This window comes from Streptomyces yaizuensis (assembly GCF_034961445.1).
In the GTDB taxonomy this organism is placed as follows: Bacteria; Actinomycetota; Actinomycetes; order Streptomycetales; family Streptomycetaceae; genus Streptomyces; species Streptomyces yaizuensis.
The window spans coordinates 521,393-535,044 of the sequence record NZ_BSBI01000001.1 but is presented as its reverse complement, the minus strand read 5'-3'; the positions used below and the strand labels follow the sequence as shown (position 1 = coordinate 535,044).

Sequence of the window (13,652 nt, the reverse complement as noted above, 5' to 3'; positions counted from 1 at the left end):
TCGGCAGTCGGCAGCACGGAGACATCACACGGACTTCACACGGAAAGGACACCGGCATTGCTGTACGCAGTCATCGCGTATGACGGCACCGACCCGGGCACCTTTGAACGGCGGATGAGTGTCCGCCCGGCCCATATGGCCAACGGCGAGAAAATGATGGCCGACGGCTCCTTCCTCTTCGGCGGCGGCATCCTGGACGGCGCCGGGAAGATGACCGGCGGCGTGCTGATCGTGGATTTCGAGACCCGCGACGAGATCGACGAATGGCTCAGAAGCGAGCCCTACATCATCAACAAGGTCTGGGACCGCGTCGAGGTGCACCCCTTCCTCGTACCGCCGCAGTTCCTCGGCCTCTTCCCGAAGTACCAGGAGCAGCCGGTCGCCGGCTGAGAACCCCCCAAGCGGCTCGCACCATTCTTCAGGGAGTTCACGCACCATGCAGACAACATCACGCAGGATCAGGGCGCTGACCCTTCTGGTCACCAGCCTGGGTACCTTCATGGTCCTGCTCGACGGGTCCATCATCTTCGTCGCGCTGTCCGAGATCCAGAAGGACCTCGGCGCGGAGATCTCGCACCTCCAGTGGACCGTCGACGCCTATACGCTGCCGTTCGCGGCGCTGATGCTGATGACGGGCACCCTGGGGGACCGGCTGGGCCGCAAACGGGTGTTCCTCACCGGCCTGGTGCTCTTCATCGCGGGCTCCGCGCTGTGCGGCTTCGCCGACGGTTTCGACGTCCTCATCGTCGGCCGGGTGGTGCAGGGTGTCGGCGCCGCCGCCATCGAGACGGCGAGTCTGGCCCTGCTCGTGTCGACCTTCACCGACCCGCTGGGCCGGGCCAAGGCGATCGGCATCTGGACCGCCGTCTCCGGTGTCGCCCTGGCCCTGGGTCCGCTGGTCGGCGGCGTACTGATCGAGTCCTTCAGCTGGCACGCGATCTTCCTGCTCAATCTGCCGGTGGGGGCGCTGGCGCTGCTCCTCGGCGTCCAGCGGCTGATCGAGTCGAAGGACCGGCACACCCGCGGCTTCGACGTCCCCGGCCAGCTCCTCGCCACCGCCGGGCTGTTCTGCCTGATCATGGGGCTGATCCAGGGCGAGCGCGAAGGGTGGGGTTCACCGCTGATCATCGGGCTCCTGGTCGGTTCCGTGCTGATGTTCGGCGCGTTCGTCGTCGTGGAGCGGCGCAGCCGGGAACCGCTGTTCCCGCTGGAGCTGTTCCGGAACCGAACCTTCACGGCCTCCTGCGCGATCGCCTCGCTCCTCGGGTTCGTCATCGTCGGTGCGATGTTCTTCATGGCCCAGTACTTCCAGGCCGTGCAGAACCACTCCGCGCTGGAGTCCGGTCTGCGACTCCTCCCGCTGACGCTGGGCATCTTCTTCCTCTCGCCGCTCGCCAGCGTGATGGCCGGCCGGACCGGGCCGCGGATCCCGATCATCGTGGGCGCGCTGCTGGTCACGGCCGGTTTCCTGCTGCTGACCACGGTCGAGCCGGGTACGGGTTTCGGCGCGGTGTGGTGGAAGCTCGGCCTGGTCGGCGGGGGCATCGGCTGCATGTTCGCGCCGCTGACGGTGGCGGTGATGGCCTCCACTCCCCCGCACCGGGCGGGCCTAGGCTCCTCGGTGATCAACACCACCCGTATCACGGGCTTCACCGCCGGGGCCGCGGTGCTGGGCACGGTGGTCGTGGCCCGCTTCAAGGACGAGGTCGTCGCCGCCCTCGCCGGTCTGGACGTGCCCGCCGAGGCCGCCCGGCGGATCGCGGAGCGGGTCGGCGGCGCGGGCGCCGGTGCGGGGCAGGAGGCGGGCCGGTCCGGGGACCTGCCGGTCAGCGGTGGTGACTTCACCACGGCGGTGAACGAGTCCTTCGTGGACGCCATCCATGTCGCGTTCCTCGTCTGCGCCGGCTGCACCCTGCTCATCGCCGTGCTCGCCGCCGCCCTGATGACCCGTGGGCGGCTGCCCGACCAGGACGCCACCGGCGGTACGGGGCCCTCATCGCCGCTGGTGGAGACGGAGTGGCTCGCCGAGCGCCTGGGCCGGCCGGGGATCGTCGTCGTCGACTGCACGGTGGCCTTCCGGCCGCTGCCGGAGGGCGGGGTCGAACTCGGGAGCGGCCGGGACGGCTACGGCCAGGGCCATATCCCCGGCGCCGTCTTCGCCGACCTGCTGACCGAGCTGTCCGACCCCACCGCGCCCAAGCCGTTCGGTCTGCTGCCGGCCGGCCGGCTGGCCACCGCGCTGGAGGATCTGGGCATCAGCAACAGCGACACGGTGGTCCTCTACGACCGGGCGCACACGGCGTTCGCCACCCGGCTCTGGTGGCTCCTGCACTCGGTGGGCCACGACAACGCGGCCGTGCTCAACGGCGGCTGGCGGAAGTGGACCGCCGAATCCCGCCCCGTGGCCACCGGGACACCGGCGGCGGTCCGGGGCACCTTCGTCCCCCGGCCCCGCCCCGAGTTGTTCGTCACCCGCGAGCAGGTGCAAACCGCCATCGACGACCCCGGTGTCTGTCTGATCAACGCGCTCTCGCCCGACCAGCACGCCGGACGCATCCCGGTCGCGCACGGTCGCACCGGCCACATCCCCTCCAGTGTCAATGTGCCCGCCGCGGCCCTCATCGACCCGGCGACCGGCAGCTTCCTGCCCGGCGGACAGCTCGCCTCCCGTCTCGCGGAGGCCGGTGCCACGGACGGCGGAAAGGTCATCGCCTATTGCGCGGCGGGAGTCGACGCGACCGTCGACGCCTTCGCCCTGAAGATGCTGGGCGTGCACGATGTCGCCCTTTACGATGACGGCCTCGTGGAATGGAGCGGCGACCCCACGCTGCCCCTGATCGCCACGGTGTAGGAGGGGCACGGAAGTGGCATACGACAAGGAAATGGCCGACCGCGTTCGTGAGGCCCTCGCGGGGGAGGACCAGGTGCGCGAGGTGAAGATGTTCGGGAGCCTCGCCTTCATGGTCAATGGGAAAATGGCCGCGGCCGCGAACCCCAACGGCCGTCTCATGCTGCGCTGCGATCCCGACCGGGCCGAGGAACTGCTCGAACGCGACGGAGCCGAATGGCCGGAAATGCGCGGCAAGAAGATGACCAAGGGGTGGATCATCGTCGCCGACTACGGCACCGAATCGGATGAGTCCTTCGACTTCTGGATGGCCGAAGCACTCGACTACAACAAAAAGGTGAGCGACAGTGGCGACTGACGATGCCATGCGCGTAACCCCGCCCTTCGACGGATTCCCCCCGGAACTCTTCACCTTTCTTGAGGGCCTGGAGAAGGACAATTCCAAGTCCTACTGGGAAGCGCACAAGGAGGCCTGGGAGAACTCCGTCAAGGAGCCGGTCGACCGGCTCATGGCGGATCTGGAGGACGAGTTCGGTCCGCTGCGCACCTTCCGGCCCCACCGCGATGTCAGGTTCTCGAAGGACAAGTCCCCCTACAAGACCTGGGTCGGTGTGACGACCAGCGACCGGGCCGTCGGCGGGATCGGGGCCTTCCTGCGGATCGACGGCGACGGCATCCGGCTGGCGGGCGGGGCCATGGCGTTCGCCCCGGACCAGGTCAAGCGGTTCCGGTCGGCGATCGACGAGGAGCACTCCGGCGCGGCGTTCGAGGCCGTCCGGCGGCGGCTGGCCGACCGGGGGATGCCGGTGGGACCGGGTGTGCAGCCCGTGCTCCGGCGCGTCCCGGCCGGGCTGCCCGCCGACCACCCCCGTGCGGAGCCGCTGCGCTGGAAGGGCGCGGTGGTGATCAAGGAGTACGAGCGGGCCGCGTGGATGCACCGGCCGGGGGCGATCGACACGGTGCGCGAGGTGTGGACCGCCATCGCCCCCCTCAAGGAATGGATCGACGTGTACGTCGGGGAGAGCGCGGCTCCCCCGAGACGGCCGCGGTGACGGTCCGCCGGCCCCGGTGGCCCCTCCAGGAAGCCGCCGGGGCCGGCGCACGCCATGGACGCGGCAGGTGAGCCGGGGGGCCGACGCTCCCCGAAGGCCGTCAGGAGGATGGGCAGATGTGCGGAATCACCGGTTGGGTCTCGTTCGACCGCGACCTCAAGGACGAACGGGACACCCTCGACGCGATGACGGGGACGATGGCGTGCCGGGGCCCGGACTCCTCCGGCACCCTCGTCGAGCGGCACGCGGCACTCGGCCATCGCCGGCTCGCCGTCATCGACCTGCCCGGCGGGAAGCAGCCGATGTCCGCGCGCACACCGAACGGCGAGGTCTCGCTCGTCTACAGCGGCGAGACCTACAACTTCACCGAGCTGCGCGACGAACTGATCCGGCGGGGCGAGAGATTCCAGACCGCGAGTGACACGGAGGTGGTGCTGCGCGGCTATCTGCACTGGGGCGAGGCGCTGGTCGACCGGCTCAACGGCATGTACGCGTTCGCCGTCTGGGACGCGCGGGACCAGAAGCTGGTCATGGTCCGCGACCGGCTGGGGATCAAACCCCTCTACTACTACCGGACACCCGACGGCCTGCTGTTCGGCTCGGAGCCGAAGGCGATCCTGGCCAACCCGCTCGCGAAGCGGGTGGTCGACGCGGACGGGCTGCGCGAGTCGCTCTCGTACTGCTTCACACCGGGGCACGCGATCTGGTCGGGCATGGAGCAGGTCGGGCCCGGCACCGTGGTCACGGTCGACGCGGCCGGCCTGCGGACGCGCACCTACTGGCGGCTGGAGACCCGCCCCCACACCGACGACGTGGACACCACCGTCGAGCGGGTGCGGGAACTCCTCGACGACACCGTGCGCCGGCAGCTGGTCGCGGACGTGCCCCGGTGTGTCCTGCTCTCCGGCGGCCTGGACTCCGGCACGCTCACCGCGCTGGCCGCCGGTCATCTCGGCGGCGAACGGGTACGGACCTTCTCGGTCGACTTCGCGGACCAGGCCGAGAACTTCACCACCGACGACCTGCGCGACACCCTGGACGCGCCCTTCGTCCAGGAGGTCGCACGGCATGTCGGGTCGGACCACGCCGACATCGTGATCGGCCCGAAGACCCTGGCCGACCCGGAGGTCCGCAGGGCCGTCATCACCGCGCGGGACGTGCCGATCGGCATGGGCGACATCGACTTCTCCGCGTACCTGCTCTTCCAGGAGATCCGCAAGCGGTCGACGGTGGCGCTGTCCGGGGAGTCGGCGGACGAGCTGTTCGGCGGGTACAAGCACATGCACATACCCCAGATCCAGCAGGCGCCCGCCTTCCCGTGGATCGTCCTCAACATCGGCGCGTTCGACAAGGACGGGACGGGACTCGACGCGGGACTGTGGTCCGCGCTGGACCTCGACACCTACCGGCGGGAGGAGTACGCGCGGGCCGTCGGCGAGGTCGCACGGCTCGACTCCGGGGACGCGTACGACGCCGAGGACGACTTCGAGTACCGCATGCGGATCATGATCCATCTGCATCTGACGCGGTTCATGCGGTTCCTGCTCGACCGGAAGGACCGGCTGAGCATGGCGGTCGGCCTGGAGGTGCGGGTGCCGTTCTGCGACCACCGGCTGGTCGAGTACGTCTACAACACCCCCTGGTCGCTGAAGACCTACGACGGCCGGGAGAAGAGCCTGCTGCGCGGGGCCATCAAGCACCTGCTGCCGGAGTCGGTCGCCTGGCGGCCGAAGAGCGCCTACCCGTCGACGCAGGACCCGTACTACTTCCAGGAACTCCAGCAGCAGGCGAAGGACCTGCTGACGCGCCGGAGCCACGGGGTGTTCGACCTGGTGGACCGGCGGTGGCTGGAGGGCGCGACCGGTGGGGAGCCGACCGGGATGGACCGGCTGACCCGGCTGGGCCTGGAACGGACCCTCGACCTCGCCACCTGGCTGGATGTCTACCGGCCGACACTCGACCTCCCGTAGGGCCGCTCGCCAGGGACCCCGCCGGGCTCGCGCTCCCTACGGCGCCTCGACCCCCGATACGCGGTACGTGCGCACGTCGGCGTCACGGATCCGGGCCGCCTGCCCGGGCTCCGGGCCCGCGTCCCGGAAGCGTTCGAGATCCTCGTCCGTCGCCCAGCGCTCGTACACGTTGATCCGGTCCGGCCGGACCGGATCGGCGGACAGGGCGAAGTCGAGACACCCGGGAGCGGTACGGGCCTGTTCGACGACGGCCGAGCAGTCGGCGAGGTAGGTGTCACGGTCGGCGGCGTCCACGTACAGCGCCCCGGCGATGATGATCACGGTGTTCCCCTCACGGTCCGGATGCCCGCCGGGGCCGGGTGGCCCCGGTGGGCGTACGCGAAAGGCCCCGGTCTCCCTGAGGAGGCCGGGGCCCTGATCGAGCGCTGAGCAGGCCTTGCACCTGCATCCCCCCACGGGAAGTGGGGTGTCTTTCCTTGGACCACCAACGCCGGTCTCCCGAACCGGTCTTCCCGGCCGCGAGCACATGATCACTATACCCCGGGGATCAGGGACCGCGCACACCCCGGCTCCGGGGCCTGAGCACCTATCACCGTGTGGTCGCACGGCCGCCCTCCCCGGAGCGGCCGGGCCGGGGACGCTCCTCGCAACGATTTGAAGATCTCTCGTATTCGGCGCAACCCTGCACGGGTCCTGAACTGTCTCAGAGGACAGTCAGTCAGGTCGTGGAACATCCTTGCCCTGGCTCATGACCGGCACCGACGACGAGGCCGCCCCGGGGGCGCTGCCTCCTCGTGGCACGCCCCGAGTACGGATGAGGTTGGATCGATGCAAGAGGAAAGCCCGGGCGGGCGTCTGTCGGGAAGCCGGCAGGCCGCGAGATTTCTCGCTGTCAGCGCGCTCTCCGGAGTGGTCCTGGCCGGAGTCGCCCTGCCGGGCGCGGGCCTGCTGGGGGTCGCCGCCAAGGGCGCGGTCAAGAAGTTCGACGAGCTGCCGGCGAATCTGACGACGCCGCCGCTCAGCCAGCGCACCACCATCCTGGACGCCGACGGCAAGAAGATCGCGTCGGTGTTCTCGCGCGACCGTACGGTGGTCCCGCTCAAGGACATCTCGCCGCACATGCAGAAGGCGATCATCGCGATCGAGGACGCGCGCTTCTACGAGCACGGCGCCATCGACCTCAAGGGTGTGCTGCGGGCGCTCAACAAGAACGCCAGGAGCGGCGGCGTCACCGAGGGGGCCTCCACGCTGACGCAGCAGTATGTGAAGAACGTCTTCGTCGAGGAGGCCGGGAACGACGTCGCCAAGGTCGCCGAGGCGAACCGGCAGACCGCCGGCCGCAAGATCCGCGAGCTGAAGTACGCGATCCAGGTCGAGGAGGAGCTGGGCAAGAAGCGGATCCTGGAGAACTACCTCAACATCACCTTCTTCGGGCAGCAGGCGTACGGCGTCGAGGCCGCGGCCAAGCGCTACTTCTCCAAGTCGGCGAAGCACCTGACGCTGGAGGAGGCGGCGACACTCGCCGGACTCGTCCAGTCCCCCAGCTACTACGACCCGACCGTCAGCCCCCAGCGGGCCCAGCAGCGCCGCAACCTCGTCCTGGACAGCATGGCGAAGACCGGCGACATCACCCCCGCCCAGGCCGCGAAGGCGAAGAAGTCCCCGCTCGGGCTCCGGGTCAGCAAGCCGAAGAACGGCTGCATCACCGCCGTCAAGGGCGCGGGCTTCTTCTGCGACTACGTACGGAACGTGTTCCTCACCGACCCCGTCTTCGGCAGAACGCCGCAGGAGCGGGCCAAGCTCTGGAACCGGGGCGGCCTCACGGTGCGGACCACGCTCGACCCGGCGGCCCAGCAGTCCGCCCAGAAGTCGATCAAGGACTACGTCTACCAGACGGACAAGGTCGCCGCCGCCGTCACCCTGGTCCAGCCGGGCACCGGCAAGATCCTCGCCATGGGGCAGTCGCGGCCCTACGGCTTCGGGCGCAACGAGAGCCAGATCAACTACTCGGTCGACAAGAAGATGGGCGGGTCCAACTACGGCTTCCCGGTCGGCTCGACCTTCAAGCCGTTCGTGGCCGCCGCCGCCCTCCAGGAGGGCCGGCCCGCGAGCCAGTCCTACCCGTCCCCGTACTCGATGGCGTACCCGGCCTCCATCCCGACCTGCGACAGCGGCAAGCCCTGGGTGAACACCGAGAACGCCGACCTCACCAACGAGCTGACGTCCGAGAAGGGTCCGTACGTCCTCAAGCAGGCCATGGAGGCGTCGGTCAACACCTACTTCGTGCAGATGGTCGACGACATCGGCCTCTGCCCGGTCGTGGAGATGACCGACAAGCTGGGCCTGAAGGTCGGTGACGGGAGCAAGCTGCGCGCCGCCCCCTCCTCGCTGACGCTCGGCTCCGAGGGCATGTCCCCGCTGACCATGGCCGGCGCGTACGCCACGTTCGCCAACCGGGGCACGTACTGCACCCCCGTCGCCATCGAGTCGGTGCGCGCGGCCGACGGCAAGGCGCTGAAGGTCCCGAAGACCGACTGCGCGCGGGCGATGACCGAGCGGACCGCCGACACGATGAACACCCTGCTGGGCGGCGTCGTCTCCGACCGGGGCACCGGCGCCACCGCCGGGCTCGTCGGCCGGGACAACGCGGGCAAGACGGGAACGACGGACGGGCGGCGCAACGCGTGGTTCGTCGGCTACACCCCCAACCTGTCCGGCGCCGTCTGGGTCGGCAGCCCCACCCAGCAGGTGAAGATGTTCGACATCACTATCGGCGGACAGTACAAGCCCAAGGTCTTCGGCGGTGACGTCCCCGGCTCGGTCTGGCGCGACGCCATGACCGGCGCGCTGGCCGGCAAGGACGCCCCCGACTTCAACGACGTGTACATACCCGACCCGCCCAAGCCCGAGACGTCCGGCGAACCCGGCGGCGACCCCTCGGGCGACCCGTCCGGCGACCCCTCCGGTGACGCGGAGGACGGCACCGGCGAGGAGGGCACCGGCGGCGACGCGGACTGAACCGTCCCCGGTGGCGGGCCCAGGGCCTGCCCGACGGCCACGACGGCCACGACGGCCACGACAATGCGATCGGGGCTCATAGCGAAATGGCTATGCTCCCTGTTCGTGGACCTGGTCAAGCATGTCCGGTACTTCGTGGCCGTTACAGAAGAAGGACACTTCGGGCGCGCGGCCGCCCGGCTCGGGGTGGCCCAGCCCTCGCTGTCCCAGCGCATCCAGCGGCTGGAGCGGGAACTCGGCGTACGCCTCTTCGACCGCACCGGCAGGGGCGTCGAGCTGACCGAGGGCGGCAGACTGCTGCTCTCGCAGGCCCGGCCCCTGATCGAGCAGGCGGACACCCTCCTCGGGGTGGCCGCCCGGGTCCGCAGCGGCGCGGCGGGGGTGCTGCGCGCGGCCGTGCCGCCGGAGCTGGGCAGTGCCGTCGTCGCGGCCCTGGTCGGCGGATTCCGTGACAGGTCCCCCGGGGTACGGCTCGCCCTGCGGGAGCGGGGCGCGCCGGCGCAGCTCGCCGAACTGCGTGCCGAGACGCTCGACGTGGGGGTGGTGCGGCACCCTGTCGACGTGGCGGGCCTCGGCCTCGGTGAGGTGCTGTGCCGGCCGTACGGGGTGGTGCTGCCCCACCCCGCGGGGCCGGACGGCGGCGTCGGCCCGGCCGGCGTGGAGGCGGGCGCCCCGGTGCGGCTGGACGCGCTCGGCGGGCTCGACCTGGTGCTGTTCCCGCAGCCGTCGGCGCCCGCCCTGCACGCCGAGATCCTGGCGCTCTGCCGCAGGCACGGCTTCGAGCCCGGCACCGTGATCGCCGGGCAGGACCCCGAGTTCGTCGACGGCATGGTCCTCTCCGGGACGGCCGTGGCCTTCGCGACCCGCGACCGGAGGCTTCCGCCGGGCACGGCCTGGCACCCCCTGACGGGCGAACCCCTGCTGGAGCAGGTGTCCGCGGCCTGGCTGCGCGGCCGGCAGGACGACCCGGTGGTGCGGCTGTTCGCCGAGGTGGCGCAGGATGTGCTCACCGAACGAGGAGGAATGGTCCCGGTGATGGAGACCGTCATGGCCCGGCGGACCGCGCTGCCCGGCCCCGCCTACGGGTACACGGTATGAGAGCGCCCGGTGAGGCGTCCCGCCCGGGTCCCGGCGTCCGGTCCCGTATCCGGTCCGTGTTCACCGACGCGGGGGTCACCGGCTGGATGCACGCGCTGGACCTCGGGACGGGCGCCGAGATCGCCGTCGCCGCGGACACCCCGGTCAGCACCGCCAGCGTCCACAAGCTCTGCCTCGCGGTCACCGTGCAGCGGCTCGCCGACGAGGGCCGCATCGACCTGGACGAACTGATGGACTCGGCCCCCGGTGACCGCACCCCGGGCCCCACCGGCCTGTCGATGCTGCGCGGACCGGTGCGGATGTCCGTCCGCGACCTGCTCGCGATGGCCCTCACCGTGAGCGACAACGCGGCGGCCGACCTGCTCATCGACCGCGTCGGCCTCACCGAGATCAACGACGCCATGCGCGCCCTCGGCCTGCGCCGCACCGTCGCGGTGCAGACCATGCGCGACCTCATCGCCTCCATCGACGAGGACTCCGGCGGCGATGCGGCCCGGCTGGCGTCCGACCCCGCGGTCCTGGCCCGGCTGCGGGTCCTGGACCCGGCCCGCGCCAACCGCAGCACCCCCCGGGAGATGACCCAGCTGCTCGCGGCGCTCTGGCGGGACGAGGCGTGCTCGCCGGACCGCTCCCGCGAACTGCGCGCCGTCCTGGGCCTCCAGGTGTGGCCGCACCGGCTCACCTCCGGATTTCCGTACGACGACGTCCGCGTCTACGGCAAGACCGGCACGCTGCCGACCGTGCGCAACGAGGCCGGGCTGATCGAGTACCCCGACGGCGGCCGCTACGCGGTGGCCGTCTTCACCCGCGCCGCCCGCACCGCCGCCCGCCAGCCCGCCGCCGACGCGGCGATCGGCACGGCGGCCCGGCTCGCGGTCCGCGCCCTGCGCGCGCCCTGACCGCGGGCGGACACCGGGCGGACGTCCGCCCGGAGTGCGCCGGGCCGTCCACGGTGCCGCCGGGCCGAAAGGAGATCGGTGGCCCAGGCAACCTCCGGCGTCCGTCCGCCCTCTCCCTCCTCAGCAGACGCTCGGGCGAACGGCCGTTCCGGGACGGACGGTCCGCCGCCCCACCCCGAGACGAGGACCCATGACCGTACAGAGGAACGTACGCAGGAACGTGACCACGGGCGCGGCCGGCGCGCTGGCCGCCACCGCCGCCGTGATGACGCTGCTCGCCGGGCAGGCGCACGCGGCACCGGTCCTGCCCGCGGGCGGCTGGAACGGGGACCCCGACACCGGTCTCGCCGCCACCGCCGCCTTCGGGCACATCGGCAGCAACTGCGCCCCGGACAAGGGCAGCATCACCGCGCCGAGCAGCGGCACCCGCGGCAAGATCTGGCGCTACCACAAGCCGGTGGGCTCCGACCGCTGCGAGAGCAAGGGCATCAAGGTCACGGACGATGTCACCGGCGCGCCCGTGATGCACGACTTCACCCCCAGGGCCGGCGAGGCGAACAAGTACTACCTGGGCTGGGAGAGCCGGCTCTCCAGCACGGTCGACAACCACGCGATCTTCCAGTGGAAGTCCTACCCCGAGGGCCTCCAGAACTGGCCCGTCGTGCTGAAGGTCGTGAACAACAAGCTCACCCTGATCCACCGCACCACGGCCACGCCCGTCCCGGTGACCCTCTGGCAGAAGGACATCCTGCCCAACGACTGGAACCACATCGTCCTGGGGCTGAAGCTCTCCGGCGACGCGGCCGTCGGCACCATCGAGCTGTGGATCAACGGGACGAAGCAGACGCTCAGCAATGGGGCGAAGGAGTACCCGGCCCGGACCTGGGACACCGGGAACCAGCCGAAGTGGGGCCTGTACGGCGCGGCCTTGGACGAGGTGAACCACGACATCGACAAGGTGCGGGTCAGCACCGACTACAACGACGTGAAGCAGCCGTAACCTTTCCGCGGCGGCCCCGGGACGCCGGGGCCGCCGCGGTGCCGGGGCGCGGCGGACCCGGTGACCCGGTGGGATCAGCGATGGTCACGGCTGCCATCACGACTGTGTATTGGACCCGCGCGGGCCGGTGGCCGGAGGCTGGGGGGCAGGCCGCCTGCCGACGGCCGGATTCCCGATGTGGAGGAGGTGTCGTCATGGGCGGACTCCAGGACCGCTGGGGTTACCAGGCGGAGGAAGTCGTCCTCTCGGCCCACGAGCAGCGCGTCATCGCGGAGCTGGTGCCGGAGGAGCCGCCGGAGGCTGTCGGACTGCCCGAAGAGAACTGACCGGCAGCCGGACGGCTGCACATCCGGAGTGCGGGCGGCGGGTCGCCGTCCGGTCGGCCGGCGCCCGCACTCCCCGGCAGACGGGTTTCCCATGGCAACGATCCCTCTGGCGACCGACGAGTCCGGAGAGCGCCGACTCACCCCGGCCGAGGCATTCGCCCATGCGGTGGCCGCGGTGGCGGAACTGGGGGTGGAGGCCGATCTCGCCCCCGTCCTCGACGGGAGCCCCGGCACCTGGCGGTGCGTCCTGCGCCGTGACGGCGAGGACATCCGTACCGGACTCGGCCTGGGCAAGGGAAGTCGCGACGAGGCCAGGACCGGAGCGTTGTTCGAGTCCCTGGAGCACTTCCTCAGCGGGCTGCACGGGCTGCGCAGCGAGGAGATCCGGCCCGTCCCCGCGCACCGGCTCGCCGCCGGACCGCTCGCGGCCGACCTGCCGGTCTCCCTGCTCGGGGAGGCACCGGACGGACCGGTGGGCTGTCTGCCCTACCGGTCGCTGACCGGCGGGCCCGACCTGTCCGTACCGGTGTTCCTGTCGATGCCCGACTATCTGGGCGAGGCGGGCCGGGCCCTGCGCCGCCGCTCCGGCGACACCTACGACTACCGGACCGTCTGCCGCTACTCGGTGAACAACGGATGGGCCGCGGGCACCGAACCCGTCGAGGCCACGGTGCACGCGATCAACGAACTGATCGAGCGGGACGCGCTCTCCCTGCTGCTGGCCGGACAGTTCCTCCGGCCCTGGCCCGAGCGCCTCGCCCTGGTCGACCCCGGTTCGCTGCCCGTCCCGCTGGCCGGGCTCCTCGCCTTCGCCACGACGGCCACGGGCGGGCCGGTGCATCTGATCGACATGACGACCGACCTCGATGTGCCCGCCTACATGGCCTATCTGCCCGCGCCCGTGGGCCGGCCGGCGCGGGTGTGCGGATGGGGTGCCTCGCTCTCCCGCCGGTACGCGATCACCCGCGCGCTGACCGAACTCGTCCAGCTCCACTGCACCATCCCGCTGCGGGAGCAGTTCGCCCATCTGCTGCCCGCGCGCCGTGACGACACCGGGCCCTGTGCGCAGCTGCACGCCTGCTACCTCTCGGACTTCACGGCCGGTCTGCCGGGCGCCGAGGTGCGCCGTTTCGAGGACACCGAGGCTCCCGCGACCCCGGCGGGGCATCTCGAACGGCTGGTGTCCGTGCTGCGGGAGAGCGGTCTCGGTGTGCTCCGGCGGGAGCACTACGTCACGGAGCACCTCGCCGTCGTCAATGTGCTGGTGCCGGGCCTCGAACGCTTCATGCTGGTGACGGACGGGCATCTCGTGGTGCCCGGCGACCGCGGGATGGCGGTCATACGAGGCGGCACGCACCACGACGCGCGGGACGGGAGGACGACCGGGTCCGGGCGGCCGCGCCCCTCCTCCCGCAACACCGTTCGACAGCACCGGAGTTGA

Annotated in this window: 12 protein-coding genes; 11 read left to right on the top strand and 1 reads right to left on the bottom strand. The window is 71.1% G+C overall.

All coding sequences use genetic code 11. The features are described 5' to 3' along the window. Positions 1 to 57: 57 nt before the first annotated feature. From SYYSPA8_RS01950 to asnB, 5 genes are all read left to right on the top strand, one after another. Positions 58 to 390 (top strand): YciI family protein, encoded by a 333-nt coding sequence (locus SYYSPA8_RS01950; RefSeq protein WP_323445117.1) that lies wholly within the window; start codon positions 58 to 60, stop codon positions 388 to 390. A gap of 46 nt (positions 391 to 436) precedes the next feature. Further along, positions 437 to 2,851 (top strand): DHA2 family efflux MFS transporter permease subunit, encoded by a 2,415-nt coding sequence (locus SYYSPA8_RS01945; protein WP_323445116.1) that lies wholly within the window; start codon positions 437 to 439, stop codon positions 2,849 to 2,851. A 13-nt stretch (positions 2,852 to 2,864) separates the two neighbouring features. Beyond that, positions 2,865 to 3,206 carry a TfoX/Sxy family protein gene (locus tag SYYSPA8_RS01940; protein ID WP_323445115.1) on the top strand — a complete coding sequence of 114 codons (342 nt, stop codon included), beginning with the start codon at positions 2,865 to 2,867 and terminating at the stop codon, positions 3,204 to 3,206. Then, positions 3,196 to 3,900: a DUF2461 domain-containing protein gene (locus SYYSPA8_RS01935; protein ID WP_323445114.1), complete on the top strand. Its 705-nt coding sequence runs from the start codon at positions 3,196 to 3,198 to the stop codon at positions 3,898 to 3,900. The genes SYYSPA8_RS01940 and SYYSPA8_RS01935 overlap by 11 nt, the downstream gene beginning before the upstream one ends. A gap of 116 nt (positions 3,901 to 4,016) precedes the next feature. Beyond that, on the top strand, positions 4,017 to 5,870 hold the full coding sequence (gene asnB / locus SYYSPA8_RS01930; RefSeq protein ID WP_323445113.1) for an asparagine synthase (glutamine-hydrolyzing): 1,854 nt from the start codon (positions 4,017 to 4,019) through the stop codon (positions 5,868 to 5,870). Between the two features lie 36 nt (positions 5,871 to 5,906). Here the strand turns inward: asnB and SYYSPA8_RS01925 are convergent, their stop codons facing one another. Next, positions 5,907 to 6,191: a putative quinol monooxygenase gene (locus SYYSPA8_RS01925; protein ID WP_323445112.1), complete on the bottom strand. Its 285-nt coding sequence runs from the start codon at positions 6,189 to 6,191 to the stop codon at positions 5,907 to 5,909. A 507-nt stretch (positions 6,192 to 6,698) separates the two neighbouring features. Here SYYSPA8_RS01925 and SYYSPA8_RS01920 point away from each other — a divergent pair. The 6 genes from SYYSPA8_RS01920 to SYYSPA8_RS01895 all read left to right on the top strand — a co-directional run bounded on the left by SYYSPA8_RS01920 (position 6,699) and on the right by SYYSPA8_RS01895 (position 13,652). After that, complete coding sequence (locus tag SYYSPA8_RS01920; protein WP_323445111.1) at positions 6,699 to 8,888, top strand: transglycosylase domain-containing protein; 2,190 nt, start codon at positions 6,699 to 6,701, stop codon at positions 8,886 to 8,888. Positions 8,889 to 8,993: 105 nt separating this feature from the next. After that, positions 8,994 to 9,986 carry a LysR family transcriptional regulator gene (locus SYYSPA8_RS01915; RefSeq protein WP_323445110.1) on the top strand — a complete coding sequence of 331 codons (993 nt, stop codon included), beginning with the start codon at positions 8,994 to 8,996 and terminating at the stop codon, positions 9,984 to 9,986. Further along, positions 9,983 to 10,885, top strand: coding sequence for a serine hydrolase (locus SYYSPA8_RS01910; RefSeq protein ID WP_323445109.1), 903 nt, complete (start codon positions 9,983 to 9,985; stop codon positions 10,883 to 10,885). The genes SYYSPA8_RS01915 and SYYSPA8_RS01910 overlap by 4 nt, the downstream gene beginning before the upstream one ends. Before the next feature lie 190 nt (positions 10,886 to 11,075). Next, positions 11,076 to 11,885: a heparin lyase I family protein gene (locus SYYSPA8_RS01905; protein WP_323445108.1), complete on the top strand. Its 810-nt coding sequence runs from the start codon at positions 11,076 to 11,078 to the stop codon at positions 11,883 to 11,885. 194 nt (positions 11,886 to 12,079) lie between these two features. Further along, positions 12,080 to 12,211, top strand: coding sequence for a hypothetical protein (locus tag SYYSPA8_RS01900; protein WP_323445107.1), 132 nt, complete (start codon positions 12,080 to 12,082; stop codon positions 12,209 to 12,211). A 91-nt stretch (positions 12,212 to 12,302) separates the two neighbouring features. Next, on the top strand, positions 12,303 to 13,652 hold the full coding sequence (locus tag SYYSPA8_RS01895; RefSeq protein WP_323445106.1) for a YcaO-like family protein: 1,350 nt from the start codon (positions 12,303 to 12,305) through the stop codon (positions 13,650 to 13,652).

Coding starts and splice junctions, on each gene's coding strand:
- SYYSPA8_RS01945 (WP_323445116.1), top strand. CDS start 437: ATGCAGACAACATCACGCAGGATCAGGGCGCTGACCCTTCTGGTCACC.
- asnB (WP_323445113.1), top strand. CDS start 4,017: ATGTGCGGAATCACCGGTTGGGTCTCGTTCGACCGCGACCTCAAGGAC.
- SYYSPA8_RS01920 (WP_323445111.1), top strand. CDS start 6,699: ATGCAAGAGGAAAGCCCGGGCGGGCGTCTGTCGGGAAGCCGGCAGGCC.
- SYYSPA8_RS01910 (WP_323445109.1), top strand. CDS start 9,983: ATGAGAGCGCCCGGTGAGGCGTCCCGCCCGGGTCCCGGCGTCCGGTCC.
- SYYSPA8_RS01905 (WP_323445108.1), top strand. CDS start 11,076: ATGACCGTACAGAGGAACGTACGCAGGAACGTGACCACGGGCGCGGCC.
- SYYSPA8_RS01900 (WP_323445107.1), top strand. CDS start 12,080: ATGGGCGGACTCCAGGACCGCTGGGGTTACCAGGCGGAGGAAGTCGTC.
- SYYSPA8_RS01895 (WP_323445106.1), top strand. CDS start 12,303: ATGGCAACGATCCCTCTGGCGACCGACGAGTCCGGAGAGCGCCGACTC.